The organism is Lelliottia nimipressuralis, assembly GCF_004115925.1.
Lineage (GTDB): Bacteria > Pseudomonadota > Gammaproteobacteria > Enterobacterales > Enterobacteriaceae > Enterobacter > Enterobacter nimipressuralis.
Genome location: NZ_SDDX01000008.1, coordinates 215,477 through 241,455 on the forward strand (window position 1 = coordinate 215,477; position 25,979 = coordinate 241,455).

The following is a 25,979-nucleotide window of genomic DNA, read 5'->3' on the forward strand; positions in this document are numbered from 1 at the left end:
CCGTCTTCGGACGGCGCACTCCTCCTCTGACTGATAGCAAGGGACGCATCATGATTAGCGTATTCGATATCTTCAAAATCGGTATTGGACCTTCCAGCTCTCATACTGTCGGGCCAATGAAAGCCGGTAAACAATTCACGGATGACTTGATTTCACGCGGCATTCTGCACGACGTCACACGCGTGGTTGTCGATGTTTACGGCTCCCTGTCTCTGACGGGTAAAGGCCACCATACTGACATCGCCATTATTATGGGCCTGGCGGGGAATCTGCCGGACACCGTTGATATTGACGCAATTCCTGGATTCATTCAGGACGTGAATACTCATGGCCGCCTGCTGCTGGCAAACGGTGACCATGAAGTCGAGTTCCCGGTTGATAAGTGCATGAACTTCCATGCCGACAACCTCTCCCTGCACGAGAACGGTATGCGTATTACCGCGCTGGCAGGCGAAAAGGCGATTTACAGCCAAACCTATTACTCCATCGGCGGCGGTTTTATCGTCGACGAAGACCACTTTGGTCAGGCCAGCAACTCTTCCGTTGAGGTACCTTACCCGTACAAAAATGCGGCGGATTTACAGCGTCATTGTCAGGAAAGCGGCTTGTCACTTTCTGGTCTGATGATGAAAAATGAGCTGGCGTTGCACAGCAAAGAAGAGCTGGAACAGCACTTCAAAAACGTCTGGGATGTGATGCGCGGCGGTATCGAGCGCGGCATCACCACCGAAGGCGTGCTGCCGGGCAAACTGCGCGTACCGCGTCGTGCTGCGGCGTTGCGCCGTATGTTAGTGAGCACCGACAAAACCACCACCGACCCGATGGCGGTCGTTGACTGGATCAACATGTTCGCGCTGGCGGTTAACGAAGAAAACGCCGCTGGCGGACGTGTGGTCACCGCACCGACTAACGGCGCGTGCGGTATCGTTCCGGCGGTGCTGGCCTACTACGATAAGTTTATCCGTGAAGTGAACGCTAACTCGCTGGCGCGCTATCTGCTCGTCACCAGCGCGATTGGCTCACTGTATAAGATGAATGCCTCGATCTCTGGCGCTGAAGTGGGCTGCCAGGGCGAAGTCGGCGTGGCCTGTTCCATGGCGGCAGCGGGTCTGACGGAACTGCTGGGCGGTAGCCCAACGCAGGTCTGTATCGCGGCGGAAATCGGCATGGAGCACAACCTCGGACTCACCTGTGACCCGGTTGCTGGTCAGGTGCAGGTACCGTGCATTGAGCGTAACGCGATTGCCTCCGTTAAAGCGGTGAACGCCGCGCGTATGGCCTTGCGCCGTACCAGTGAGCCGCGCGTTTGCCTCGATAAGGTTATCGAAACCATGTACGAGACCGGCAAAGATATGAATGCCAAATACCGCGAAACCTCTCGCGGCGGGCTGGCCATGAAAATCGTGACCTGCGATTAAAATTGTGCGCCTCGCTTTTGCGAGGCGCCTTCCCAATTCCCACGCCTCTCGTAGTTTCATCCTGCTGACAGTGTTACCCTTTATTCATTAACAGAAGGGAGATTATCTGTGGCTGTTCATTTGCTTATTGTCGACGCGCTCAACCTGATTCGCCGTATTCATGCGGTGCAAGGCACACCCTGCAAGGACACTTGCCTGCATGCGCTGGAGCAGCTTATTCGCCACAGCCAGCCCACTCACGCAGTGGCCGTTTTCGACGACGAAGCGCGTAACACAGGCTGGCGGCACCAGCGTTTACCGGATTACAAAGCCGGACGCGCACCGATGCCCGATGATCTCCACGCCGAAATGCCCGCCATTCGTGCCGCCTTTGAAACGCGCGGCGTGCCGTGCTGGGGCGCGCATGGCAACGAAGCCGACGATTTGGCCGCGACGCTGGCAATAAAAGTTGCGGGCGCCGGGCATCAGGCCACCATCGTCTCCACCGACAAAGGCTACTGCCAGCTACTCTCACCGACCATTCGTATTCGCGACTACTTTCAAAAGCGCTGGCTCGACGCCCCTTTTATCGCCAGTGAATTTGGCGTCTCGCCGCAACAGCTCCCTGACTACTGGGGGCTTGCCGGGATCAGCAGCTCAAAAGTGCCGGGCGTGGCCGGGATTGGCCCTAAAAGTGCAGCGCAGCTGTTAACGGATTTTCAGGATCTGGAGGGGATTTACGCCCATCTGGAGAATATTCCCGAGAAGTGGCGCAAGAAGCTGGAAGCGCATAAAGAGATGGCATTTATCTGCCGGGATGTGGCGCGGTTACAGACGGATTTGCAGTTAGACGGGAATTTGCAGCAGTTGCGGCTGGAGCGGTAGGTTCAGGGCAGAAAGTTGCCGGAGGACCTGGAGTGTGCCCGGTAAGCATAGCGCTACCGGGCACATAGACAGGCGTTATCGCTCGTCGCGACGTCCACCCACGGCAGCCCACCAGCGACGGACGTGTACCGTCACTTCTTCACGGTCGTGATAAAGCTGACGCGCCTGGATTTCAGCATTGATCCCCTGGGCATTCAGCTGTTCCTGGATATACGCCAGATTCTGGGAGACCTCTTCATAGCGCTTTTTCATCGGCAGCTTAAGGTTGAAGATCGTCTCGCGGCACCAGCCGTTCACCAGCCAGGTTGCCATCAGCGCGGCCACTTTCGCCGGTTTCTCCACCATATCGCACACCATCCAGGTGATGTTGTTACGGGTCGGGCGATAGCGGAAACCATCTTCACGCAGCCAGGTCACCTGCCCGGTATCCATCAGGCTTTGCGCCATAGGGCCGTTATCGACAGACGAAACCCACATGTTGCGTTTGACCAGCTGATAGGTCCAGCCGCCAGGGCAAGCTCCCAGATCCACGGCATACATCCCGTTCGCCAGGCGCTCATCCCACTCATCGGCAGGAATAAAGACGTGGAACGCCTCTTCCAGTTTGAGCGTAGAACGGCTTGGCGCATCGGACGGGAATTTAAGACGCGGGATACCCATATAAAACGGCGAGTTGTTCGTCGTGTAGGAGTAACCGGTATAACAACAGCCCGGCGCAATAAAGAAGACATGCACCACCGGACGTTTTGGCGTCTCGTAGTTTGTCAGCACGCCCACCTCACGCAGCGCAGCGCGCAGCGGAACGGTGAACTTGCGGCAAAACTTCATCAGCTCTTTGCTTTCGTTGGTGTCAGCCACTTCAACACGCAGATCGCCGCCCTTCTCTACCACGCCCTGCAGCATGCCGGAGATAGGGGAAATACGATCTTCTGGCGGCAAATCGGTCAGCAGTTCGCCCGCGGCAAACATCTGACGGGCAAAAATCAACGAGCTGAACGGTAACTTGCTAACGATCTTATCCGCATCGTCAGGCTGATAGCATTCGAACACCACATAGCCCGAGTGCTCTTTGACGCGGGCAAAGCCGAAGACTTCCAGACGTGACGCTTTGTCAGTAATTTCCGCGGCGCACTCTTTCTCAAACCCCGGGCGACAATATAAAACAACCTTACTCATGAACAACGCCCCTGCGTTTCAGACGGATAGCTCCGATAAACATCAATACCCACCCAGCGAGGAAACTGACGCCGCCGACGGGTGTAACAAACGCCCAAAGGCGCAAATGTGAAAGTGCGAGGCAGTACAAACTGCCGCTGAACAGAACGGTCCCCAGTGCGAGGAATACGCTGCTCCAGTAGAACCAAATGCTAATGCGACGCTGCATTGCCACCGCCAGCCCAAAAATAGCCAGCGTGTGAAATGCCTGATACTCAAGGCCGGTTTGAATCCAGCCCATTTCGACGACCCCTAAGGTCTTGCTCAACACATGCGCGCCGAACGCGCCCAGTGCGACAAAAATAAAGCCACTCACCGCGGCAAAAATCAGCATGAAACGGCTGGTCATGTTTCTGTCCTAAAGTTATGCGTGCCCGGCACACAAAAGAGATGATTACTCATAACGAAAGCGGAATTTTTCTTGTTCATGTGCCGCCTTCGCCAGTATCCACTGCCGGAAGGCGGCTATTTTACCCAGTTCTGCCTGACTGTCATGACAAACCAGATAAAACGCATTCTTGCTGACCAGAACATCATTAAACGGGCAGACCAGGCGGCCTGCCTCAATTTCGGACTGGGCCATCACGTTGTTTGCCAACGCCACGCCCTGTCCGTGAATGGCGGCCTGTAACACCATCGCGCTGTGGCTAAAGATGGGGCCATGCTGCACATTAATATGATTAAGACCCAACTGGCGGGTATAAGTTTGCCAGTCGCGGCGAGAAGCATCATGTAAAAGTGTATGTTGCGCCAGATCGGCAGGCGTTTTCAACGCTTTGTCGCCTGTCAGCAGCAGCGGCGAGCACACCGGCAGGAGATATTCTGCGTATAATTTTTCAACACGCAAGCCCGGCCAGTTGCCGCGACCGTAAAAAATAGCGACGTCGACATCGTCCGCCAGTTTGTCTTCCTGACGGTCCACCGCCTGGATCCTGACGTCGATTCCCGGATAAGCTGAGTTAAAGCTAGAGAGTCGTGGCACCAGCCAATGAATGGCAAAACTGGGCAATAAACTGACCGTCAGCGCACCTTTAGCGCTTCGCGCCTGCAGTTTGCGCGTCGCCTCAGTGAGCTGGGAAAAAATGTCTTTGATATCCTGAAAATAGCTCTGCCCTTCTTCCGTCAGAAGCAGGGAGCGGTTGCGGCGGCGAAACAGCTTAAGCCCCAGGAAATCCTCCAGAGACTTGATTTGATGACTTACTGCGGCCTGCGTCACAAAAAGCTCATCAGCCGCGCGCGTGAAGCTCAGATGGCGTGCTGCAGCATCAAAAACGCGTAATGCATTTAGGGGTGGTAATCGCTTCGACATGGGTATTAGGCTTAGATGTTAAAGGTATTTAACACATAGGAAACAACGTTTAACCTATTAGTTTTTTTTATCTGAGCCATTATAATTTGTCCGTTGAGGAACTACCAGCAAATACCTATAGTGGCGGCACTTCCTGAGCCGGAACGAAAAGCTTTTTTTGGAATGCGTGTTCTGAAGGGCTTTTGGCTTACGGTTGTGATGTTGTGTTGTTGTGTTTGCAATTGGTCTGCAATTCAGATCACGGTAGCGAAGCTACCCTTTTTTCACTTCCTGTACATTTACCCTGTCTGTCCATAGTGATTAATGTAGCACCGCCTATTTGCGGTGCTTTTTTTTGGTCTAAAATCTGTTACTTATCCAGTTCAACCATCTCTTTCACATCAGTACGGTTGATCTGCTGCTTGTTCCCGTTCGCATCTTTATACGAGATCATCCCGGTCTCATTATCGGTTTTTGGCTTCCCGTCAGAGACGATAGTTCGGCCATCATTGGTATGCATCACGTAGTTGTTACCAGAACATGCGCTCAGGGCAAAAGTAAATACACAGGCAGAAATGATTGCGGCAGTCTTGTTCATAATTTTCTCCTTTAGCAATTAATGCTATTCAATCCTAGTTTTAAAACAGGCTAAAACATTCACCTAACACTATTCAGCATAACCTGCTTCTCAAGACCTGCCAGGACAAACAGACAATTCCGATAGCGATCAACAACCTTGCCCTGCCGCCGAAATTGCGCGACGATCTCCATATTGATATGAGGAATTCCATGAACGCTTTCAGTCCTGCGCATTTTCGCGCACAGTTTCCGGCGCTGGCCGATGCCGGTGTTTATCTCGACAGTGCCGCCACGGCGCTCAAGCCGCAGGCTGTGATCGACGCGACAAATCAGTTCTACAGCCTGAGCGCCGGGAATGTGCATCGCAGCCAGTTTGCCGAGGCGCAGCGTTTGACCGCGCGCTATGAAGCTGCCCGCGATCAGGTCGCGCGTCTGCTGAACGCCGAAAGCGGTAAAAATATCGTCTGGACGCGTGGCACCACCGAGGCAATCAATATGGTCGCCCAGTGCTATGCTCGCCCGCTCCTGCAACCGGGCGACGAGATTATCGTGAGCGAGGCCGAGCACCATGCCAATTTAGTGCCGTGGCTGATGGTCGCGGAACAAACGGGCGCCCGGATCGTAAAACTGCCGTTGGGCGCAGATTTACTGCCTGACGTCGGGCGTTTACCCGAACTCATCACCCCGCGCAGCCGAATTCTGGCTCTCGGACAAATGTCGAACGTCACCGGCGGTTGCCCGGATCTGGCCCGTGCCATTGAAATGGCACACCGCCACGGCATGGTTGTGATGGTCGACGGTGCGCAAGGCGTTGTGCATTTCCCGGCTGATGTCCGCAAACTGGATATCGACTTTTACGCTTTTTCCGGTCACAAGCTTTATGGCCCAACCGGGATCGGCGCGCTGTATGGCAAACCGGAACTGCTGGCACAAATGACCCCGTGGCTGGGCGGCGGAAAGATGATCACCGAAGTGACCTTTGACGGTTTCAAAACCCAGGAGATCCCTTACCGCCTCGAAGCCGGTACGCCAAACGTGGCGGGCGTGATAGGGCTGAGCGCCGCACTGGAGTGGCTTGCTGAGACGGACGTCGAGCAAGCCGAAAGCTGGAGCCGTGGGCTGGCCACACTTGCAGAAGAAGAGTTAAAAAAACGTCCCGGATTCCGCTCGTTCCGCGTCCAGGACTCCAGCCTGCTGGCGTTTGATTTTGCCGGTGTTCACCACAGCGATATGGTCACTCTGCTGGCCGGATACGGTATCGCCCTGCGCGCCGGACAGCACTGTGCACAGCCGCTGCTTGCGGCACTCGGCGTCAGTGGCACGCTGCGCGCCTCGTTTGCTCCCTACAACACGCAAAGCGACGTTCATGCCCTGGTGGCGGCCGTCGATCGCGCCCTTGAACTCCTGGTGGATTAATGACGAGCTCATCCTTAGCCGGACACCCTTTCGGCAGCGTGATCACAGAAGAGACGCTGAGACAAACGTTCCTCCCGCTCACCCAGTGGGAAGATAAATACCGACAGCTGATTTTACTGGGCAAGCAACTCCCCACACTTTCTGATGCGTTAAAAGCGCAGGCGAAAGAAATTCCAGGCTGCGAAAATCGCGTCTGGCTGGGTGTGACGACATCCGGGGAGACGCTGCATTTCTTTGGCGACAGCGAAGGGCGGATCGTGCGCGGTTTACTGGCAGTGCTGCTCACCGCCGTGGAAGGCAAAAGCGCCCGGCAATTGCTGGATGGCGATCCGTTGGCGCTGTTTGACGAGCTGGGGCTGCGCGGACAACTGAGCGCCTCACGCAGCCAGGGCCTGTCCGCACTGAGCGAAGCGGTGCTGAACGCCGCCCGTCAGGTTCAGGCCTGACGGTTGGCTTTGGCCATCATTTTCTTCAGGGCGTGAGAGACAGCGACAAAACCAAAGGTTGCGGTGACCATTGTCGCCGCGCCAAAGCCCGAGGCGCAGTCCATTCGTTTCGGCCCTTCTGCGGTGCTTTTCATGGCACAGACGGAGCCATCTGCCTGCGGATAGACCAGCGCTTCAGTTGAGAACACGCAGTCTACGCCCAGCTTACCTTTACTGTTTTTCACCACGTTAAAATCGTTTTTCAGCCTTTCACGCAGTTTTGCCGCCAGCGGATCCTGAATGGTTTTCGCCAAATCGGTCACCTGGATCTGCGTCGGATCGATTTGACCGCCCGCCCCGCCCGTGGTCACTAATGGAATCTTGTAGCGACGGCAATAGGCAATCAGGGCCGCTTTCGGACGCACGCTGTCGATTGCGTCAATCACGTAGCTAAAGCCGGTGCCCAGGTATTGCGCCACATTATCGGCGGTGACGAAATCATCAATCACCGTGACACGACATTCCGGGTTAATCAGGCGGATGCGCTCTGCCATCACTTCTGCTTTCGCCAGGCCAACGTTATCGCGCAGGGCATGGATCTGACGGTTGGTGTTGGTGACGCACACATCATCCATATCAATAAGGGTAATCGCGCCAATACCGGTACGCGCCAGCGCCTCAGCCGCCCAGGAGCCGACTCCGCCAATACCGACCACGCAGACGTGGGCATCCGCAAAAAGTTGCAGGGCTTTTTCACCATATAAACGCGCCGTACCGCCAAAACGTTGACGCCAGGCATCGCTGATTAACGCAGACATAAGACCTCAGGATGTAAAAAGGGTGAGGTTTTATCCTCACCCTGCCCTTCTCCATCACAGGAGAAGGCGGTAAATATTACGCGCTAGATTACCACAATCAGCCGCTGAAAACGTTGCCAGCACTTGCTGCGGGTTTGAGAACCCATACGCGTCCATAATGGTTATACCAGCCCGCACGATGGCCCGCATCCGCACCAATGCCCTGATAAATATCGAAGTGCTGGCCTTTAATGGCCCCACCGACATCCAGCGCCACCATCAGGCGTAATTCATACTGACCGCTGAATTTGCCGTTGTTGTCCAGGGTCGGCACTTCTGCCAGCAGCGTGGTGCCCGGCGGTATGATAGAACGATCGGAAGCCACGGATGCACGTCCAATCAGCGGAACCGCGCTGGCCCCTTTCACCGGTGCGTAATTTTGCGGTTTAAAGAAGACGAAGGACGGGTTCTGCTCCAGCAGCTCACGCACTTCAGCTTCGCTGTGCTTTTCGCCCCACTCGCGAATAGCCTGCATCGACATATCTTCTTTCTTAACTTCCCCGCGATCGATCAGCACTTTGCCGATACTGCGGTAGGCGTGGCCATTTTTACCGGAGTAGCTAAAGAAGTTAAGAGGTGAACCATCACCAAAATCTATATACCCGCTGCCCTGCACATCCATGATGAAGTTATCCATCAGCGAGTTACTGTAGGCCAGCACATACGTTTCATTCAGCGCACCGGAATAGATCTCTGCGCGAGACGGCAGGCGGCCACGCTTTGGCGGCATGCGGTAAATAGGATATTGGAACTCGCCCTGACGGGTGTGTCGCGCCTGGACCACCGGCGTGTAGTAACCGGTGAACTGGACGTTACCGTAGTTATCGGCCCCTTCCATCTGCCAGGCATCGATGCCGTACTGGCGCATGGTGCGCGTATCGCCGCCTGCACGCAGCCAGTCCTGTACGGCGTTGTAGACGCTGTTCTGCGAGCCATACAGACGCGGTGACGCGGTGCGGATCTGGCTGACCTGCTCAGCGAAGTCACCCGCGTTGATCGGCGCACCCACGGCATCCGGCTGGTTAACTAAAGAGAAAGGCTGGGTGAATTTCCCGTCTTTATATTGCTGACCGCGATCGGTCGGTTTAGAGGAGCAGGCCGCAAGAATCGCTACCATTGCGCCCGTCATCAGATACTTCGCCCATCGTCCTTTCATTATATCTCGTCTTAAAGTTGCCCTGAGTCTCTATAAAGAAGATAACAAACCCCTCAGGCTATTGAAATCTGATAGCGCATCCTGAGGCAGGATTTGCGCATTAATCGTCCGAACAGGGCGATGTCGTTCATTTTACATACTAATTTTGGTATTTATGAGAAAAAGGGTTGCATCAAAAACCTATCCGAGTATAGTGCGCATCCACGGACGCGGGGTGGAGCAGCCCGGTAGCTCGTCGGGCTCATAACCCGAAGGTCGTCAGTTCAAATCTGGCCCCCGCAACCAATTCTTCGAAAAACAATAGACACCCTCAAGGGTGTTTTTTTGTATCTGCAGTTTGTGGATTTGCCGGGCGTGAACCCGGCTCATACCATCTATCCTCTTCTGGCCAGCGTCGCGCCATCCGAGAAATACGCCTTAATCCCCGCCAGAATCGACTCTGCCACTTCCTGCTGGAATTTCGCGGTCTTGAGCTTACGCTCCTCTTCGACGTTACTGATAAACGCCGTTTCGACCAGAATCGACGGGATATCCGGCGCCTTCAGCACCGCAAAGCCCGCCTGCTCAACGCTGTTTTTATGCAGCTTGTTCACATTCCCGAGTTTACTCAGCACTGCTTTACCAAATTTCAGACTGTCGGTAATAGTGAGCGACTGCACCATGTCGAACATCGTGTGATCGACATAGCGATCGCCACTCTTGCTCACCCCACCAATCAGGTCGGAGGCGTTCTGGGAATCCGCCAGCAGTCGCGCCGCGGTACTGGTCGCCCCTTTGGTCGACAGAGCAAAGACCGACGAACCGCTCGGCTGTCTGCTGGTAAAGGCATCGGCGTGAATGGAGACAAACAGGTCAGCGCGCTGTTTCTGCGCTTTCGCCACGCGCACTTTCAGCGGAATGAACACGTCTTCATTGCGCGTCATGTACGCCCGCATGTTGCCCTCTTTATCGATCAACGCCTTCAGACGGCGGCCAATCTGCAACACCACGTCTTTTTCACGCGTTCGATATTTCCCGACCGCTCCGGAGTCTTCTCCGCCGTGGCCCGGATCGAGCATGATCACAATCGGGCGATCGCGCCCCGCTTTACCCGGCTGCGGGCCACTCTGCGCAGGAGGAACCTGTCTCTCAAGATCGCCTTTGTTGTAATCTTCCAGCAAGGCGAGGAGTGGATCCTGAATGTCCGTCGCATTAGCCGGATAAAGATCCATCACCAGACGCTCTTTAAAACCGGCCACCGGTGCCAGGGCAAACAGCTGCGGTTTAACGTTCTGCTTCAGCTCGAACACCATGCGCACGGTTTGCGGATCAAACTGGCCGACGCGGGCAGATTTAATGTAAGGATCATCGCCACGGATCTGCGCCCCCATGCCTTTCAGCACCGAGTTCAGATTCACGCCCTCGATATCCACCACCACACGCTCAGGATTGCTCAACGCAAACTGTTTGTATTTCAGTACCTGATTAGACTCTACCGTCACGCGCGTATAGGTCGAAGACGGCCAGACACGCACCGCCACCACCTGACTGACGGCGGCGAATGCAACCTGGCTGACGCTCAGCAACCACATCGCCCCGGCCCCTTGTAACAAGCGGCGGCGGCTTATTGTTGATTTGGATCCCGACATGCTTCTCCCGAGCAAGAAAACGAATTTACCGACAAAACGTCCAAATTGACCGAAAACTTTAGCGAATGATGCATAACCTGTCATCTATAAAAGGGTAAACAATCATGCAGTAAGGCACGCATCACTTAATTTTTTCTCTGGTTTGCACTGAATTTAGGGTTGCGCGCGCGGCAATAATCGAATAAAAATACAGAAAATACGAATAAACATTCACTGAGGGGTTGTGCCGTGGTAAAGGAACGTAGAACCGAACTGGTCCAGGGATTCCGCCATTCTGTTCCCTACATCAATACCCATCGGGGAAAAACGTTTGTCATCATGCTGGGTGGCGAAGCCATTGAGCATGAAAACTTTTCCAGTATAGTCAATGACATCGGTCTGCTGCACAGCCTCGGCATTCGCCTGGTGGTCGTCTACGGCGCGCGCCCACAAATCGACGCCAATCTGGCGGCCCACCACCACGAGCCGATTTATCACAAGCACACCCGCGTGACTGACGCCAAAACCCTGGAGCTGGTTAAGCAAGCAGCCGGGCTTTTGCAGCTCGATATCACTGCGCGTCTGTCGATGAGCCTCAACAATACGCCGCTTCAGGGCGCGCATATCAACGTGGTCAGCGGCAATTTTATTATTTCCCAGCCGTTGGGCGTGGATGATGGTGTGGATTACTGCCACAGCGGGCGTATCCGTCGTATCGACGAAGAGGCGATTCATCGCCAGCTCGATAACGGCGCGATTGTGCTGATGGGGCCGGTTGCCGTCTCCGTGACGGGTGAAAGTTTTAACCTCACCTCCGAAGAGGTGGCAACGCAGCTGGCGATCAAACTCAAAGCCGAGAAGATGATCGGTTTCTGCTCCTCGCAGGGCGTGTTTAACGAACACGGAGATATCGTTTCGGAGCTTTTCCCGAACGAAGCCCAGGCGCGCGTCGAAGCGCTGGAAGCAGAAGGTGATTACCACTCCGGCACCGTGCGTTTCCTGCGCGGCGCGGTCAAAGCCTGTCGCAGCGGCGTGCGTCGCAGCCACCTGATCAGTTATCAGGAAGACGGGGCATTGTTGCAGGAGCTGTTCTCTCGCGACGGTATTGGTACGCAGATTGTGATGGAGAGTGCGGAACAGATTCGTCGCGCCACGATCAACGATATTGGCGGAATTCTGGAGCTTATTCGGCCGCTGGAGCAGCAAGGGATTTTGGTCCGTCGCTCCCGCGAGCAGCTGGAGATGGAGATCGACAAGTTCACCATCATCCAGCGCGACAACCTGACTATCGCCTGCGCGGCGCTCTACCCCTTCCCCGAAGAGAAAATCGGTGAGATGGCCTGCGTGGCAGTGCATCCAGACTACCGCAGTTCCTCGCGCGGCGAAGTGCTGCTTGAGCGGGTCGCCGCCCAGGCACGTCAGATCGGCCTGAATAAATTATTTGTCTTGACCACCCGCAGCATTCACTGGTTCCAGGAACGCGGCTTTACACCGGTCGATATTGATTTGCTGCCGGAGAGTAAAAAAGAGATGTACAACTATCAGCGACGTTCGAAGGTGCTGATGGCGGACTTGAGTTAACCCCACAGGCCATGCGCTTCCCTCTCCCGAACGGAGAGGGAGCCAAACACTCAGGCAGATTCAAACACCGCGCTTAACCCGCTGCGCCGCTCGGTACGCGTCGTCACGGCTTGCGCCAGCACACGCTCGTCGGCATACAGCGACAGCCTTTTCCGCGCGCGGGTGATGGCGGTATACACCAGCTCGCGCGTCACTACCGGCGACATTTGCGCGGGCAGAATCAGCACCGCGTGATCAAACTCGGAACCCTGCGATTTGTGCACCGTCATCGCCCACGCCGTTTCGTGTTCTGGCAGACGGCTTGGCTGCACCGATTTCACGCTGCCATCGGGCATCTGGAACCAGACGCGCAGCCCCTGGCCGCGATCGAGCGCAATGCCGATATCACCGTTAAACAGCCCAAGAGCGCTGTCGTTACGGGAGATCATTACCGGACGCCCCTCATACCAGCGGGAATGCGGCTGGCGGAAGATTTTCCGCTTCTGCGCTAACGCCAGCTCCAGCCGTTCATTCAGCCCGGTGACGCCAAACGGCCCTTCGCGCAGCGCGCACAAAAGCTGATACTCACCGAAGGCTGCAATCACGGCTTCCGGTGCATCCTGTTGCTGCACGCTCATAAGGAAACGCTGATAACCCTGCAATGCATCCTCGAGCATGGCGAGATACTCTTCGCCCGTCTGGAGCGGTTTTTTCTCAATGTCGTCAAATGTGCCGTTAAATACCGTTCTGATGGCCGCACGATCGCCGCGGTTAACGGCGGCGGCGAGCTGACCGATACCGGAATCGCTGCCAAAACGGTAGCTTTTTTGCAACAGGCACAGGCTGTCGCGCAAGGCCCCCGCCCGTTCTTCTGTGTGCCCTTCAATCGGGCAGCCGGTCAGGTGCGACAGCTCCTGCGCGCGCGTGAGGGTATAGCCTGCGCTGGCATAATTGCAGATATCCCCCAGCACGGCCCCCGCCTCAACCGAGGCCAGCTGATCGCGATCGCCGAGGAAAATCACGCGGGCGTGCGGCGGTAGCGCGTCGATCAGGCGCGACATCATCGTCAAGTCGATCATCGAGGCTTCGTCGACCACCAGCACATCCAGGTGCAGCGGATTCCCTGCATGATAGCGCAGACGCTGGCTGCCAGGCTGGGCGCCAAGCAGGCGGTGCAGCGTGCTGGCCTCATTCGGGAACAACTTGCGCTGGGCATCATTCAGCGGCAGTTTTTGCAGCGTGCCACCCAGTGATTCCGTCAATCTTGCCGCCGCTTTGCCCGTGGGAGCAGCCAGCCGGATACGGCATTTCTGCTCGCCCGCTATCTGAATCAGCGCCGCCAGCAGTTTTGCGACGGTGGTGGTTTTCCCCGTCCCTGGTCCGCCAGAAATCACCGAAATGCGCCGCGTCAGGGCTACCGCCGCCGCCACTTTTTGCCAGTTCACCGTTTCTGAGTCACCGAACAGGTCATTCAGGGTTTGAATCAATGCCCTATCGTCATAGGGCAGCGGCTGATTAGAATCATTAAAGAAATGCGCTATCGCCAGCTCGTTACGCCACATGCGATTGAGATAGAGCCGGTCGTGACAAAGAATCAAGGGCGTCGGAATATCACCGTGACTGACGGCGTCAGAGCGCAGTAGCACGTCTTGCCAGTCCGTCGTTTCGCCGAGGAGAGCGTAACAGGCCTGCAGCGGAGCGGGCATTTTCTCATCCGGTACCAGGCGTGACAGGGGCAAGCACACATGGCCTTCACCGGCATCTTTACTGAGGATCGCGGCGGCCAGCATGACCGCAGCATCGTTATCCGCCACCATCATGGCAAACTGCGCGTCGAGAGGGCGCAGCGCACGCTGCTCTACCGCCTCAAGCAACCGCTCTTTCATTGTCATTGGGCCACCTCTTCCGTGCTCGCGGCAAACAGTCTGTCCATTTTATCAATCAACAACGGATCCGGGCGCGTGGTAAAGATCCCCGACTGCGGATCCCGGGCGTCAACGCCACGTAAAAACAGATAAATCACACCGCCGAAATGGTCTTCATAGTTGTAATCCGCGATGCGGTGGCGCAGGTAGCGGTGCAGCGCCAGGGTATAGAGTTGATACTGCAAATCATAGCGGTGCGACTGCATTGCGGCGGCCATTGCCTGGCGGGTATAGGCCTCGCTGTTTTCGCCCAGCCAGTTGGATTTGTAATCCAGCAGGTAGTAGCGCCCCTCATGACGGAACACCAAATCGATAAAGCCTTTCAGCATCCCGCTCACCTGGCGGAAATTGAGCGCCGGGCTGTTCTTCGACAACGGATCGTGCTCGCGAATAATCGCATCCAGTGCGTTCGCTGTCAGCGGCCCGGCAATCGGGAGATAGAACTCCATCTCAACCTGTTTTTCTTTTGCTGTGAGTTGGCTTAGGGAGATCCCCGAATCATTAAGCGGCGCCTCTAAAATCGCCGTGATCCACGCGGTAAGTACCGGCTGCCACTGGGCGTCGTACCCGCCTTTTTGCAGCATCTCCAGCACCCACTCCGGCGACACCGGCTGCGTAAAATCGAGCGTTTCAAATAGGCTATGCAAAAACGTCCCTGGCGACGCACCGCGCGGGAACTGATGCGGTGTAAGCTCGGGTTCTGCCACCACCTCACCTACGCCCGACGCATCTACGTCGAGTTTGGGCATCAGATCCTGCGCAATGTTTTGTCCATGCTGCTGTAGGCCGGAATAGCTGGTGACTCGCCAGTCGTCCACCAGCGCACGCGTAATCTTCCGCGCGCCTAAATCGGGCACCGATGGCTCTGGCATCTGCCAGCGGGAAAGGTCGGGCTGGCCGGGGATCTGCAGGGCAATATTTTCATCACATAACGCGTCGAGACACTGGCGCAGCCCGGCGGCATCTTTTGGCTCACCCCTTTGAATCAGCCTCCCGAGCGCACTTTGATGGAAATCGCTCTCCCCCGCCTTCTCGCCGCGACGGCGGAACAGCGGCGCAACGCCCAGGCTGCAATGCCAGACGGAGCGCGTCAGGGCGACATACAGCAGGCGTAAATCTTCCGCCAGACGCTCCGCCTCGGCAAGCTCAATACTGGCATCGGCTTTGCTGAGATCGAGCACCGGCTCAAACGACACGCGATCGTGATAGAACGCCTGATCCTGCGCACGATAGTTGGCGATAAACGGAAGACAAACCAGCGGATATTCCAAACCTTTTGATTTGTGGATCGTCACGATTTTCACCAGATGCTTGTCGCTTTCGAGACGCATCTGCTGACTGGCCGCATTGCTGTTAGGATCGGCGATATGCTGCGACAGCCAACGCACCAGCGCATGTTCGCTCTCAAGCTGCGATCCCGCTTCCTGTAAAAGCTCGCTGATGTGCAAAATGTCGGTCAGGCGGCGTTCACCGCCTGCGGTCGCCAGCATATTTTCAGCGACATGACGCTGAGCCATCAATTCGCGCAGCATCGCCATGACGCCGCGTTTTTGCCAGCGCTCACGATAATGCGCAAACTCTTCAACCACCGCATCCCATGCACTTTCGTCGTTATTCAGCGCATCAATATCACGCGCGTTAAGACCGAGCATTGAGCTTGCCAGCGCACTGCGCAACGTACTCTCCCGCTCAGGCGTCAGCACGGCCTGCAACAGCCATAGCATCTCCTGCGCTTCGAGCGTTTCAAACACGCTGTCGCGATTAGAGAGGTAAACAGAAGGGATCGCGAGCAGCGTGAGGGCATCGCGCACCAGCGACGCCTCCTGGCGACTGCGCACCAGCACGGTAATGTCCGAGGCGCTGACCGCTTTAGCGGTGTGACCTTTCCACAGTAGCGCTTCGCCCTGCGCACCGGCGCTGAGCCAGTCGCGGATCTGCGCCGCACACTGCTGCGCCATCACGTTCTGATAATCACTGACGCCACAGCCTTCGCCGTCCATCAGCCAAAAGTTCATCGCAGGCTGAACGTCGCCACGGAGCTCAAAGCGCAGTGCGCTGTTTTTCTCAGCCGACTTAACGGGCGAAAACGGAATTTCCTTGAACATGAAAGCCGCATCCATACGCTCAAAAAGCGTATTTACGCTCGCCACCATTCCAGGCGCGGAACGCCAGTTGGTGTCCAGCGTATAGTGCGCTTCGACCTCTCCGCGGGCTTTCATGTAGGTGAAGATATCCGCGCCGCGAAAGGCGTAGATGGCCTGTTTAGGATCACCAATCAGTAACAGCGCCGTTTCGGGCTGTCTGCGCCAGATACGGCGGAAAATACGGTATTGTTGCGGGTCGGTATCCTGGAATTCATCGATCATTGCTACCGGGAAGCGGGCGCGGATCGCCGCTGCCAGCGCGTCGCCATTTTCACTGCCGAGTGCCGCATCCAGGCGGCTTAGCATATCGTCGAAACCCAGCTCGCCACGACGATGTTTCTCACGCGCAACGGTTTCGCGGATCTCGGCCATCGCACGGGTGATCATCAGATCGTTAAGGGTCAGCGGCTGCGCCAGCAGCGTTTCTATCGCGACAAACAACGGATGTTCAGGGACGATACCGTCAACTTTGGTGCGCTCCACCAGGAAGCTCTGAGAAAACTTCTCCAGCGCATCGGGCAGCTGATAGCTGCGCGTCTCTTCCTGCGCCCAGGCGCTGATTTTTTCGATCCATTTCGCCTGATTACCACGGTTAAATTTGCGGCGGTCAATGCCGGAATTTTCAAGAATGGCGTCGATATCGGCAACCGACTCGCACCATTTTTGCTTCAGGGCGGCTATCAGCGAAATAATTTTCTCGTGCCGTGCAGCCAGCGTTTCATCCGCCGGCGGCGGGGATTTTATCGCCGGCGCTTCGCCTTGCAGGTAGCGTTCGATAGCGCGTAAAAGTTCTTCCGGCCCTTTCCATAAGGCATGCACCGCTTCGGCGATATCACGCGGGAGCGGATAGCAATGGCGGCGCCAGAAGTCCGCGCACGCCCGATGACGCAGTTCGGATTCATCCTCAATGAGCTGCTGTTCAAAGAGCATGCCCGATTCAAACGCATTCAGGCTCAGCATGCGCTGGCAAAAACCGTGAATGGTAAAGACAGCGGCTTCGTCCATTTGACGCTCGGCCAGAAGCAACCATTGAGCGGCCTGCTGCTTATCAGCGATCTCTTCAAGGAGGCGAGCGTAAAGTGGGTTGTCTGTGGTCTGGCGCAGGCAGGCGATGCGCAGTTCATGTATGTTCGCACGAATACGTCCGCGCAGCTCGGCGGTCGCCGCTTCGGTGAAGGTCACCACCAGCAGTTGTTCCACGCTGAGCGGGCGCCCAAACGCAGCATTGCCGCCCAGTCCTAACAGAAGGCGCAGGTAGAGGGCGGCAATGGTGAAGGTTTTTCCCGTTCCCGCTGAGGCTTCAATCAATCGTTCGCCCTGTAGCGGCAAACGTAAGGGATCAAGGGACTCAGCGGTATCGGTCATTCTTTCTTACTCCAGGGCATCGATTTCTGCAGTGCGCTGACGCTCTCCCAGACTTTCCAGCCCTGCGGATTCACATAATCCACTTTCCCATTCTGGCTGCCGGAAACCTGAGACAAGCATGCCATGCCTTGCGGCTTCACCACCGCCTGGTGGAAGAAGTCGGCAACCTTTTGAGGCGTCAGCAGTTTTATCTCGGCCACTACTTTATCACGTGAATCAAAGGTCATATTACCCTGATCGAAATCTTTGCTGAGCTGAGACGCTTCTTCGCCCAAGGTTTGCGGAGCCTGCTGCACCTGCGCGATCACGGCCTGCTGAATTTGAGCAAACTCTTCCGGTGTCATTTTGCGCAGCTTCTCTTCAGCCTGTGGGAAGAAGGCCTGATACCGCTGCCAAAGATAAGCGGGCTGTTTATCGCTGCTCTGCAACAAGAAGCCCAGTCCCCACTGGCGACCCACGTTCATCGAGAACGCAAACACCGCATAGCCAAGCTGCTCTTCGGTACGCAACTGATTGTAGAACCACGGCTGGATGATCTGCCCCAGCACCGCGCTGTAGGCCGAGCTGGCATACTCATCGTAGCCGGTCGGCACAAATACTGCGGCCAGCGCAGAGTCCGTGCTGCTCCCCGACTTTTCAAAGATCACATTCTGCTGTTTTTCCACCAGCACATTCTGGTTACGGCACCACTCGTTGCCGTTGGCACCCAGCTGTTTGCGAACATTCTGCGCGAGAGTTTTAGCCTGATCTTCACTCATGTTACCGACAACCAGAAACTCGGGACGCGAATGAGTTTTCAGGGCCGTCCGGTAATCCATCACCTCTTTCAGGGTGATTGACGGCAGCAACGCGCGGCGCGTTTCACGCTGGAAGTACGGAATTTGCGACAGCATCTGCACAGGCATTATCGCCTGGTCAAAGGCTTTGCCTTTTTCCGCCGAATCCATCATCTGCGCATACCAGGATTTGGCCTGCTCCAGCTGCTCTTCGGTCGCCGTGTAGCTGAAATACCCCTCCAGCAGCGCCTGGAAAAGCTGCGGTAAACGCTGGGTGTAACCGTTAGCATTGACCATCAGCCCGTTGTTGGCGTTGGTGGAGAAACTGATCCCACCGACAGCCGCCTGATTGCTGAGCTGATCCAGGGCGATCCCCGCCAGATAGTCATTGAGCGCAAACATCACCTGGTTTTTGGCGCTGTCCATGGCCTGCGGATTGCGCAGCACCACGCTGACATCGGCTTTCGGCTCACTGGCAAAATAGCGGCTTGGGGTGTAAACCACACGTAACGTCGGTTCGTTAACGATCAGTTCCGGATGCGGGTATTCCTTTGCAGGCTTGATGAGCGTGAAATCGTCAGGAATGTACGGATTGAGTTCAGGCAATTTCAACGCAATCTGGCCGGACTCTTTCTGCCAGTCAGCGAAGGTTTGCGCGCTGATTTTATTCACCTGATACGGCGCATCGACAAAGTACGCAGTTTTGTTGTGCGGCTCTTTCGGGCTGATATACCAGATGCGGGCGTTCTGCGGGGTCATCATCGCCAGGCGCGCTTTGATGGCATCGGCGTCATAGCGATCGGCAATGTTCACCGCATCCAGCGTATTTTCCACCGGAACGCGAATCATGGTGTCAGCCAGCCATTCAACATAGTCCATATCGCGGGTGATCGACGGGTAGCGGAAATCGAGATCCAGCACGTGGGCCAGTTCGTCAAAGTAACTTTTATCCACACCGTTATCGCGCAGCAACGACAGATAGCTGAAGATCGCCGCAACCACTTGATCGCGGTGCGCAAGGCCTTTGTCGGTCAGGGTTGCCGAGATCGCGAGAACACCGCTGTTACCGTTGACGACAGGATCGGAATCAGCGCGGATCCCCTCTACCAGCCCCTGCTTCTGCAGCCAGTCAGAGAGCGTGCCCGGGCTGCGATTACCGATCAGATAGGTGAGTAGCTCATCCGTTTTGCTGCGAAACTGTGCGGTATTGTTATCAATACGGAACTCGACACGCAGCACTTTACGCGGCATTGCAGGCACATAGTGAATGATGATCCCTTTTTGCTCATCCGTGACCACTGGCGTGGTGATCTCCGGCTTTTCGATATTTTTATTCGGCACGCGACCATAGGTTTGTGCCGCAAGACGCGCCAGCTCCGGCAGCGGTTTGTTGCTGTAAACCACCGCTTTCATCAGATTGGCGGAATAGTATTTATCACGAAAGGCGTGTAAGGCATCGAGAACCGGGCTGCCGGGTTTATCGCTCAGGGTTTCCAGGTTACCCCCTGAAAAACGCGAGCCTGGGTGCGCCGGGTTAATTGTTTCGGCACTGACCTGCGCCATGCGCATACCGTCTCGCGTGCGCGCCATGGTCAGTTCGGCATTGACGGCGTTACGCTCGCGATCGGCATACTTTTTATCCAGTAAAGGCGACGCGATGGCATCGGCGAGACGGTCAACCGCCCCTTCCAGCGCATCGTTTTCGACTTCAAGATAGAACGCAGTGCGATAAGGTGCCGTGCTGGCATTGTGGCTGCCACCGTGCATTTTGAGGAATTCAGAGAGGCTATCCGGCTGCGGATATTTTTTAGACCCCATCAGCGTCATGTGTTCAAGGTAATGGGCAAGACCAGGATGCGAATCAGGGTCTTCCAGCGAGCCGACGGGGACGACCAGCGCAGAGAGCGATTTAATCGCTTGCGGATCGGAGACCAGCAGTACGGTCATCCCGTTATCAAGACGAATAGCCTGATACTGGCGGGTGTCTTTTTCGCTCTTATGGATTTTTTCCTGAACGGGCTGCCAACCGGTATCTGCCTGAGTGAGGGGTGCCCAGAGGGCGACAAACAAAACAAACGCTTTTAACAAGGTGCTGCCTGGCATTCACTACCTCTTCATCACGGCTACATCATTAACAATTTGCGTGCTGGGCACGCCAGCATCTCTTTATGTTGGTACATCAGTCCGTGACAAGATGGGCATAATAAATGAACGCTTTCTCCTGCGCAATTTTTATACAATCATCAGGACTGATTAAATTTAAACAAAGGTAACAGATAGCGTTGAGCCTCTTGCGTAATGGCGTCGAAGTACTCCGGCTCAAGGGTTCGCCATAACCGCTGATACCAGACATCATCACCCTCTCCGCGCACCATCATATTTCCTTCATACGCCTGTAAAAACTTGCTGCGCGCTTTTTGCAGCGAGGCGTCATCCGTTAACATGGCATCATTCTGCGCGTCGTAACAGGCTTTTATCCACGCCCCCCCACTTTCTGGCAGCAACAGCAGCGGCTTATTCATCCCCTGGCGATAGCCCTCGATATAGGGTTCGAGACAGGCCAGAGCCTGATCGGACGCCATTGGAGGGAAGCGCCATTCGCCGTCCTTACGGACGAATAAACGGCTTTCACCTTCGTTACCGCCCGCACAGTAGACAAGATGTTCGAGCCAGAGTTGCAAACCTTGTGACACACTGAGCATGGCAGGACGCCAGCGCAATAGCCCGTCCGGCTGCACCTGCTGTAGCCAGCCCGTGAGCTGAATACCGTTGCAGGTCAGATCGATTTCAAGGCTTTTTCCCGGCTGACGGAATTCAATAACGCGGTCGGCCAGAGCCTGCATCTCCTGACACTGCATATCCCAGGCGATCTCCCCGAAGGCGCCATACGGGAGCTGGCCTGCGGCCCGATAGCGACGAAACAGCGTTTGTGCATTTTCCTCTTCAACCAGCGCATTAAGCAGCTGTTGATTCAGCTGATAGCGGCTTAATCCATTGAGGGTGAAAGGTTCTGCATCAGGGATCTCGCTCTCTTCGGAGCGGAAATTCACCTGCAACCGCTGCTGGAAAAACGCGCGTACCGGGTGCGCCCAAAACCGTTGCAACTGCTCAAAAGTGAGCGTCTCAAGCAAACGAGGCTCAAGCTCCTTAATGAAATCCGTATGGGCTTGCCCCTCTTTCCTCGCAGCGGGCAGCCATTCGCGGGCATAGCTTTGCTGTTCGTTATCGACGTAGTTAGCCGGATCGAACGGCATGCGGGTGTGGAGACAGGTGATGTGAGCTTTTACCCGCTGTTCGCTTTCGTCGCAATTACGCGCCTCATCACCCGGTAGATAGTGGCTTTGCCCAATGTAATCGACCAGTTCCTGCACCAGTACTGACGGGAAGCGCTCGCTGTTATCCTGAATGGAATGCCCGATATAGCTGATATAGAGCTTTTGCTGGGCCGAAATCAACGCCTCGAGGAAGAGGTAACGGTCATCGTCACGTCGGCTACGGTCACCACGCTTCGGCTGCTGGCTCATCAGATCAAAGCCCAGCGGCGCCAAAGCACGCGGATAGATACCATCGTTCATTCCGAGCAGGCAAACGACTTTGAAAGGAATCGAACGCATTGGCATTAGCGTACAAATATTGACGGGACCGGCAAGGAAGCGCTGGCTAATACGTTCCTGATCCAGGCGCTGCGTCAGTTCATCGCGAAGCAAGGAGAGCGGAATAGCCTCGCCATAATGAGATGAAATACCTTCGTCGATAATGGCCTGCCACTGCTGTTCGATAAGCGCCATCGCCGCTTCGGTGTCCGTGTCGGGCAGGAAGAAATCATTCAACATTTCCCGGCACAGTGGCTGCCATTCCTCAAGCGTGCGGGACTGCATCAGCTCGCGACGCCAGCGATTTAGCTGCATTAACAGTGAAGCCAGATGGCCGACCAGTTCGGCAATCAGCCCTGAGGATTCATCGTAAGGCAGAACCTCATTCCACTCCCCCTGATGGCTCTCCATCGCATAGCCCAGCAGCATACGCGTCAGGCCGAACTGCCAGGTGTGCTGCCCCGTCGGCGGGAGCTCGAACTCCTGGACGTTATCATCGTCAATCCCCCAGCGAACGCCTGATTCATTGACCCACTGGCGCAGATAGCGCAGCCCCTCTTCGTCGATGTCGAAGCGAGCGGCCAGCACAGGAACATCCAGCAGCGCCAGCACATCTTCCGAAATAAAGCGGCTGTCGGGCAGAGCAAGCAGGCTGATAAACGCCTGCAAAGCGGGATGCGACTGGCGCGCCCGGCGGTCGGAAACGGCATAAGGCAGATATCGCTCGCCGGTGGCGCTACCAAATACCGCCTGAATAAACGGGCTGTAGCTGTCGATATCCGCCACCATGACCACAATATCGCGCGGCGTCAGTTCAGGATCGTCCTGCAACATCGCCAGCAGCTTGTCATGAAGCACTTCAACTTCGCGCTGCGGGCTATGACACACATGTACGGTAACGCTGCGATCCTCTGGATCCAGTTTTCGCTTCTTATCGCTGCGGGCAAACTCTTCGGCTGTGATCCCCGCGATGGCGCGGTTCTCCAGATCGAGAATATCCAGTTGCACGTTATGCAGCAGGCTATCAGGAGTGATCTCCGCAAAGGCATCCACATCGCCTTCGCCGGACGAGGTGATATCGGACAGCATGTGAATGTAGTCACGCCCCAGTTTTCCCCAGGAGGCCAGCAGCGGATTCGGCAAGTTTTGAATGCCTTCTTCATCAAAGAGCTGCGCGGCATTGTCGCTGTCTTTGAAGAGCGGGATCGCTCGCTCTTCAAAGATCCGCCGCCGTTGGCGAGCGACAAGACGGGCGAGCCATTTAGGGTCCTGAATATCCCCCCAGTAATGGCGACACGGGTTGGTGAACAGAATGTGGATATCGACATGCTTACCCAGGGCTTTTAACGCGCTCAGGTAAACAGGTGGCAGAGCGGAAATCCCGCATATAAAGACGCGCGACGGTAACCCGGCAGGCGGTTCAGAGGCCTTTTCGAGGGTTGAGATAAACCGCTCGTAAAGGTTGGCACGGTGCCACTGCGGCTGACCCAGTTTTTCGGTGTGTTCCACCAGCGCTTTCCACAGCGGGGCCTGCCAGATTTGCGCCTCAGGCAGGCCGTCAATCAGCTCACCCTTTTCCCAGGACGTCAGCCATTCCGGGCGATAGACCAGATACTGGTCATACAGATCCGCCGTCCGCGAGGCCAGCTGGAACAGTTTACGTTTGTCGGTATCATCGCTCAGGTAGTGGCGCAGCATGGCGAACTCATCGCTCGCCAGCATATCCGGCAGCAGCGACATTAGCTTCCAGCTCATGCTTTGCTTATTGAATTCGCTTTTTTTGGGGATGTCCGGCAGGACGCGAACAAACATCTCCCAGATAAAACTCGCCGGAAGCGGGAACTCGATATTTGCCGCGATACCGAATTTTTGCGCCAGGGACATTTGCAGCCACTGAGCCATACCGGTGCTTTGCACCAGCACCATTTCTGGCTCAAAGGGATCGGCAGGATGCTCGCGCTCGACGATAAACTCCATCAATGCTTCCAGCACATCAAGACGATTTGAGTGGTAGACCCGTAACATAGACGCTCCCGACTACTGACTAAGCGGGCAATGCAGGCGTGTCATCTGACCCTGCCGCCCCAAAGGCGAAATTATAGTGACCGAGATGCTGACACATCCAGCCTGCATTGTCTGCCCCCTGTTTATCCGCCAGCCATCCGGTAACGTCCCCTGTGACAGCTGGGTCTGGCTCCAGGCAGAGTGCCAGAGCTGGCGATACTGATTGAAAACCGTAAATCGCGCTGCCAGCGCCCGATGATAGCCAGACAGCGCAGTAATGACGATAACCAGCAGCATCATCGCTAACAGCACTTCCACCATACTAAATCCCCTTTGCCGGGCTAAGGTAGCTGACACAGTGCGCTCTCCTTCAGTGGACAAAAATCGCTCCAGCCATGGCGGGAGAACACCACTCGCCCGTCCTGGATTATCCCGCCGCGCCACAGCAGCAGCTCACCACTCCCCGCAATAAGCAGGACGCGATTGTCTTCAGTAACGCGCAGACAGACTCGCCCTTGCAGCCCTTTTTTGCACTGAATACCTAGCCCCACCGGCCAGAGCTGACTTTTGCCCCACTCCAGCGCCGACTGGACGTTGGCTTGCTGTAAAATCAGCTGCCGCTCACGGCTCACCATCCGCGTAAAAGCATCGAGCTGTAGATTAAGGCCGGTAAGGATCAGGCTGCCGATCACAAGGAGCAACAGGACCAGCGCAAGCGATGACATCCCCCGCTGACGTTTCACAGATTAAATCCTGTGACGCGATGTGTGACCTGTATTGGCTCGGCGTGTGGACGTGCAGTGGAAACTGCCAGCTCGATACTTAACTCAGGCGCAAAGCCAGTGTGCTCAATTTTGCTCACCAGGAAGTGAGTCACTAACACACGTTCAGGTTCGGTCAGCTTCTCCCAGCCTTTTCCTTCGCAGCTTGTGGCTCCCCGCTGGGTTTCAAGTGCGCCAGCTTCCAGGCGAAACCCTGTTTGCTCCGCCTCTGTCGAGGGGGTATTCTCCCAGCGCCCATTGCTGTTGGCATCCCATTGCACAATGACACAGCGCCCTGCTCTACCCATTGTCAATGCGGGCCCCTGACAAGAGCCGTTGCAGTATCCGGCCCTTTGCAGCTGCTTGCCGATAGCCGTGGCTCTGAGCCAGACCTCTTCTTCTAGCTCCTGCTGTTGCTCTTGCTTGAGAATGGCTCGCTGTAACGCCGGCATAAAACGCGCGGTACTCAGCAGCAAAATACTGCTAATTGCCATCGCGATGAGTACCTCGGTCAGCGAGAAGCCGCGCTGGTTTTTTAACATGTTCCCTTCCCTGTGCTGTTGCACATCCTGATACGCCCGGTGTTCGACACGATAATCAGCCATTCTCCTGCGGGGCTTTTGATGCGTATCCTCCCGGGCCAGGCGGTATCCCGTAATCCATAAAACGCCAGGGATTTCGTCAGTTCAGCAATCGTGACTTCCGGCCATGGAAAAATGAGAACCAGCCCGCTCTGAGTCTGGCAGTCCGCACTTTTCGTCGTCGCAAGACACGCCTTTTCGCCGTCCTTATTCACCACGATGAGATGATCCCGGTTATAACCGTTCGCATCGTTGCGAAGCTGTACCAGGTAGTCACGTACCTGATGGGCGGTTTGCCACAGGCGTTGCTGTTGCTGCCAACTCTGCCAGCCCGACAGCCCTGTGGCGCTGAGAATGACGACAAGGGAAATTGCCACCATGGTTTCGATAAGCGTAAAGCCGCGTTGTTTTTTCATGCCCGCAGTGTGGCGGGAAGCGCCCAGAA

General features: G+C 55.8%; 20 protein-coding genes and 1 tRNA gene. 6 read left to right on the plus strand and 15 right to left on the minus strand.

What is annotated here, in order from left to right; translation table 11 throughout:
- The first annotated feature begins 50 nt into the window (after nucleotides 1-50).
- Nucleotides 51-1,418, plus strand: coding sequence for an L-serine ammonia-lyase (locus ETG88_RS07385; protein ID WP_102104661.1), 1,368 nt, complete (start codon nucleotides 51-53; stop codon nucleotides 1,416-1,418).
- A gap of 108 nt (nucleotides 1,419-1,526) precedes the next feature.
- Nucleotides 1,527-2,282, plus strand: coding sequence for a flap endonuclease Xni (gene xni / locus ETG88_RS07390; RefSeq protein ID WP_129035068.1), 756 nt, complete (start codon nucleotides 1,527-1,529; stop codon nucleotides 2,280-2,282).
- Between the two features lie 75 nt (nucleotides 2,283-2,357).
- Here the strand turns inward: xni and rlmM are convergent, their stop codons facing one another.
- The 4 genes from rlmM to ETG88_RS07410 form a co-directional block, all read right to left on the minus strand.
- Nucleotides 2,358-3,458 (minus strand): 23S rRNA (cytidine(2498)-2'-O)-methyltransferase RlmM, encoded by a 1,101-nt coding sequence (gene rlmM / locus ETG88_RS07395; protein WP_100779103.1) that lies wholly within the window; start codon nucleotides 3,456-3,458, stop codon nucleotides 2,358-2,360.
- Nucleotides 3,451-3,846 (minus strand): DUF423 domain-containing protein, encoded by a 396-nt coding sequence (locus ETG88_RS07400; protein WP_100779102.1) that lies wholly within the window; start codon nucleotides 3,844-3,846, stop codon nucleotides 3,451-3,453. Before ETG88_RS07400 ends, rlmM begins: the two co-directional genes overlap by 8 nt.
- A gap of 45 nt (nucleotides 3,847-3,891) precedes the next feature.
- Complete coding sequence (gcvA, locus tag ETG88_RS07405) at nucleotides 3,892-4,806, minus strand: glycine cleavage system transcriptional regulator GcvA (RefSeq protein WP_095283191.1); 915 nt, start codon at nucleotides 4,804-4,806, stop codon at nucleotides 3,892-3,894.
- A 349-nt stretch (nucleotides 4,807-5,155) separates the two neighbouring features.
- Nucleotides 5,156-5,383: a YgdI/YgdR family lipoprotein gene (locus tag ETG88_RS07410; protein ID WP_100779101.1), complete on the minus strand. Its 228-nt coding sequence runs from the start codon at nucleotides 5,381-5,383 to the stop codon at nucleotides 5,156-5,158.
- A gap of 191 nt (nucleotides 5,384-5,574) precedes the next feature.
- Here ETG88_RS07410 and csdA point away from each other — a divergent pair, with 191 nt between their 5' ends.
- Together csdA and csdE are read left to right on the plus strand one after the other, a co-directional pair.
- Nucleotides 5,575-6,780 carry a cysteine desulfurase CsdA gene (gene csdA / locus ETG88_RS07415; RefSeq protein ID WP_129035069.1) on the plus strand — a complete coding sequence of 402 codons (1,206 nt, stop codon included), beginning with the start codon at nucleotides 5,575-5,577 and terminating at the stop codon, nucleotides 6,778-6,780.
- Nucleotides 6,780-7,226, plus strand: a complete 447-nt coding sequence (gene csdE, locus ETG88_RS07420; RefSeq protein ID WP_123428644.1) for a cysteine desulfurase sulfur acceptor subunit CsdE — start codon at nucleotides 6,780-6,782, stop codon at nucleotides 7,224-7,226. Before csdA ends, csdE begins: the two co-directional genes overlap by 1 nt.
- Here the strand turns inward: csdE and tcdA are convergent.
- Nucleotides 7,217-8,023 carry a tRNA cyclic N6-threonylcarbamoyladenosine(37) synthase TcdA gene (gene tcdA, locus ETG88_RS07425; RefSeq protein WP_102104664.1) on the minus strand — a complete coding sequence of 269 codons (807 nt, stop codon included), beginning with the start codon at nucleotides 8,021-8,023 and terminating at the stop codon, nucleotides 7,217-7,219. The genes csdE and tcdA overlap by 10 nt on opposite strands.
- 97 nt (nucleotides 8,024-8,120) lie before the next feature.
- Complete coding sequence (gene mltA / locus ETG88_RS07430; RefSeq protein WP_100779097.1) at nucleotides 8,121-9,218, minus strand: murein transglycosylase A; 1,098 nt, start codon at nucleotides 9,216-9,218, stop codon at nucleotides 8,121-8,123.
- 208 nt (nucleotides 9,219-9,426) lie between these two features.
- Between mltA and ETG88_RS07435 the strand changes: the two genes are divergently transcribed.
- Nucleotides 9,427-9,503 (plus strand) — tRNA-Met (locus tag ETG88_RS07435).
- An 89-nt stretch (nucleotides 9,504-9,592) separates the two neighbouring features.
- Here ETG88_RS07435 and amiC read toward each other — a convergent pair.
- Nucleotides 9,593-10,846, minus strand: a complete 1,254-nt coding sequence (gene amiC / locus ETG88_RS07440) for an N-acetylmuramoyl-L-alanine amidase AmiC (RefSeq protein ID WP_100779096.1) — start codon at nucleotides 10,844-10,846, stop codon at nucleotides 9,593-9,595.
- A 228-nt stretch (nucleotides 10,847-11,074) separates the two neighbouring features.
- Here amiC and argA point away from each other — a divergent pair, with 228 nt between their 5' ends.
- Entirely contained in the window at nucleotides 11,075-12,406 is a 1,332-nt protein-coding gene (gene argA, locus ETG88_RS07445) for an amino-acid N-acetyltransferase (RefSeq protein ID WP_129035070.1), read from the plus strand.
- 50 nt (nucleotides 12,407-12,456) lie between these two features.
- On the opposite strand, the gene recD is transcribed toward argA, so the two are convergent.
- The 8 genes from recD to ETG88_RS07485 form a co-directional block, all read right to left on the minus strand.
- Nucleotides 12,457-14,277 (minus strand): exodeoxyribonuclease V subunit alpha, encoded by a 1,821-nt coding sequence (recD, locus tag ETG88_RS07450; RefSeq protein ID WP_129035071.1) that lies wholly within the window; start codon nucleotides 14,275-14,277, stop codon nucleotides 12,457-12,459.
- Complete coding sequence (recB, locus tag ETG88_RS07455) at nucleotides 14,274-17,819, minus strand: exodeoxyribonuclease V subunit beta (RefSeq protein ID WP_129035072.1); 3,546 nt, start codon at nucleotides 17,817-17,819, stop codon at nucleotides 14,274-14,276. Before recB ends, recD begins: the two co-directional genes overlap by 4 nt.
- The gene (gene ptrA / locus ETG88_RS07460) at nucleotides 17,816-20,698 is read right to left on the minus strand and encodes a pitrilysin (protein WP_129035073.1); all 2,883 of its coding nucleotides are present in this window, start codon (nucleotides 20,696-20,698) and stop codon (nucleotides 17,816-17,818) included. The genes recB and ptrA overlap by 4 nt, the downstream gene beginning before the upstream one ends.
- Before the next feature lie 140 nt (nucleotides 20,699-20,838).
- The gene (gene recC, locus ETG88_RS07465; protein WP_129035074.1) at nucleotides 20,839-24,213 is read right to left on the minus strand and encodes an exodeoxyribonuclease V subunit gamma; all 3,375 of its coding nucleotides are present in this window, start codon (nucleotides 24,211-24,213) and stop codon (nucleotides 20,839-20,841) included.
- 12 nt (nucleotides 24,214-24,225) lie between these two features.
- On the minus strand, nucleotides 24,226-24,549 hold the full coding sequence (locus tag ETG88_RS07470; RefSeq protein ID WP_129035075.1) for a prepilin-type N-terminal cleavage/methylation domain-containing protein: 324 nt from the start codon (nucleotides 24,547-24,549) through the stop codon (nucleotides 24,226-24,228).
- Nucleotides 24,534-24,935, minus strand: coding sequence for a DUF2509 family protein (locus ETG88_RS07475; RefSeq protein ID WP_129035076.1), 402 nt, complete (start codon nucleotides 24,933-24,935; stop codon nucleotides 24,534-24,536). Before ETG88_RS07475 ends, ETG88_RS07470 begins: the two co-directional genes overlap by 16 nt.
- Complete coding sequence (locus ETG88_RS07480; RefSeq protein WP_129035077.1) at nucleotides 24,932-25,495, minus strand: prepilin peptidase-dependent protein; 564 nt, start codon at nucleotides 25,493-25,495, stop codon at nucleotides 24,932-24,934. Before ETG88_RS07480 ends, ETG88_RS07475 begins: the two co-directional genes overlap by 4 nt.
- Nucleotides 25,489-25,950 (minus strand): prepilin peptidase-dependent protein, encoded by a 462-nt coding sequence (locus ETG88_RS07485; protein ID WP_129035078.1) that lies wholly within the window; start codon nucleotides 25,948-25,950, stop codon nucleotides 25,489-25,491. Before ETG88_RS07485 ends, ETG88_RS07480 begins: the two co-directional genes overlap by 7 nt.
- Nucleotides 25,951-25,979 lie beyond the last annotated feature (29 nt).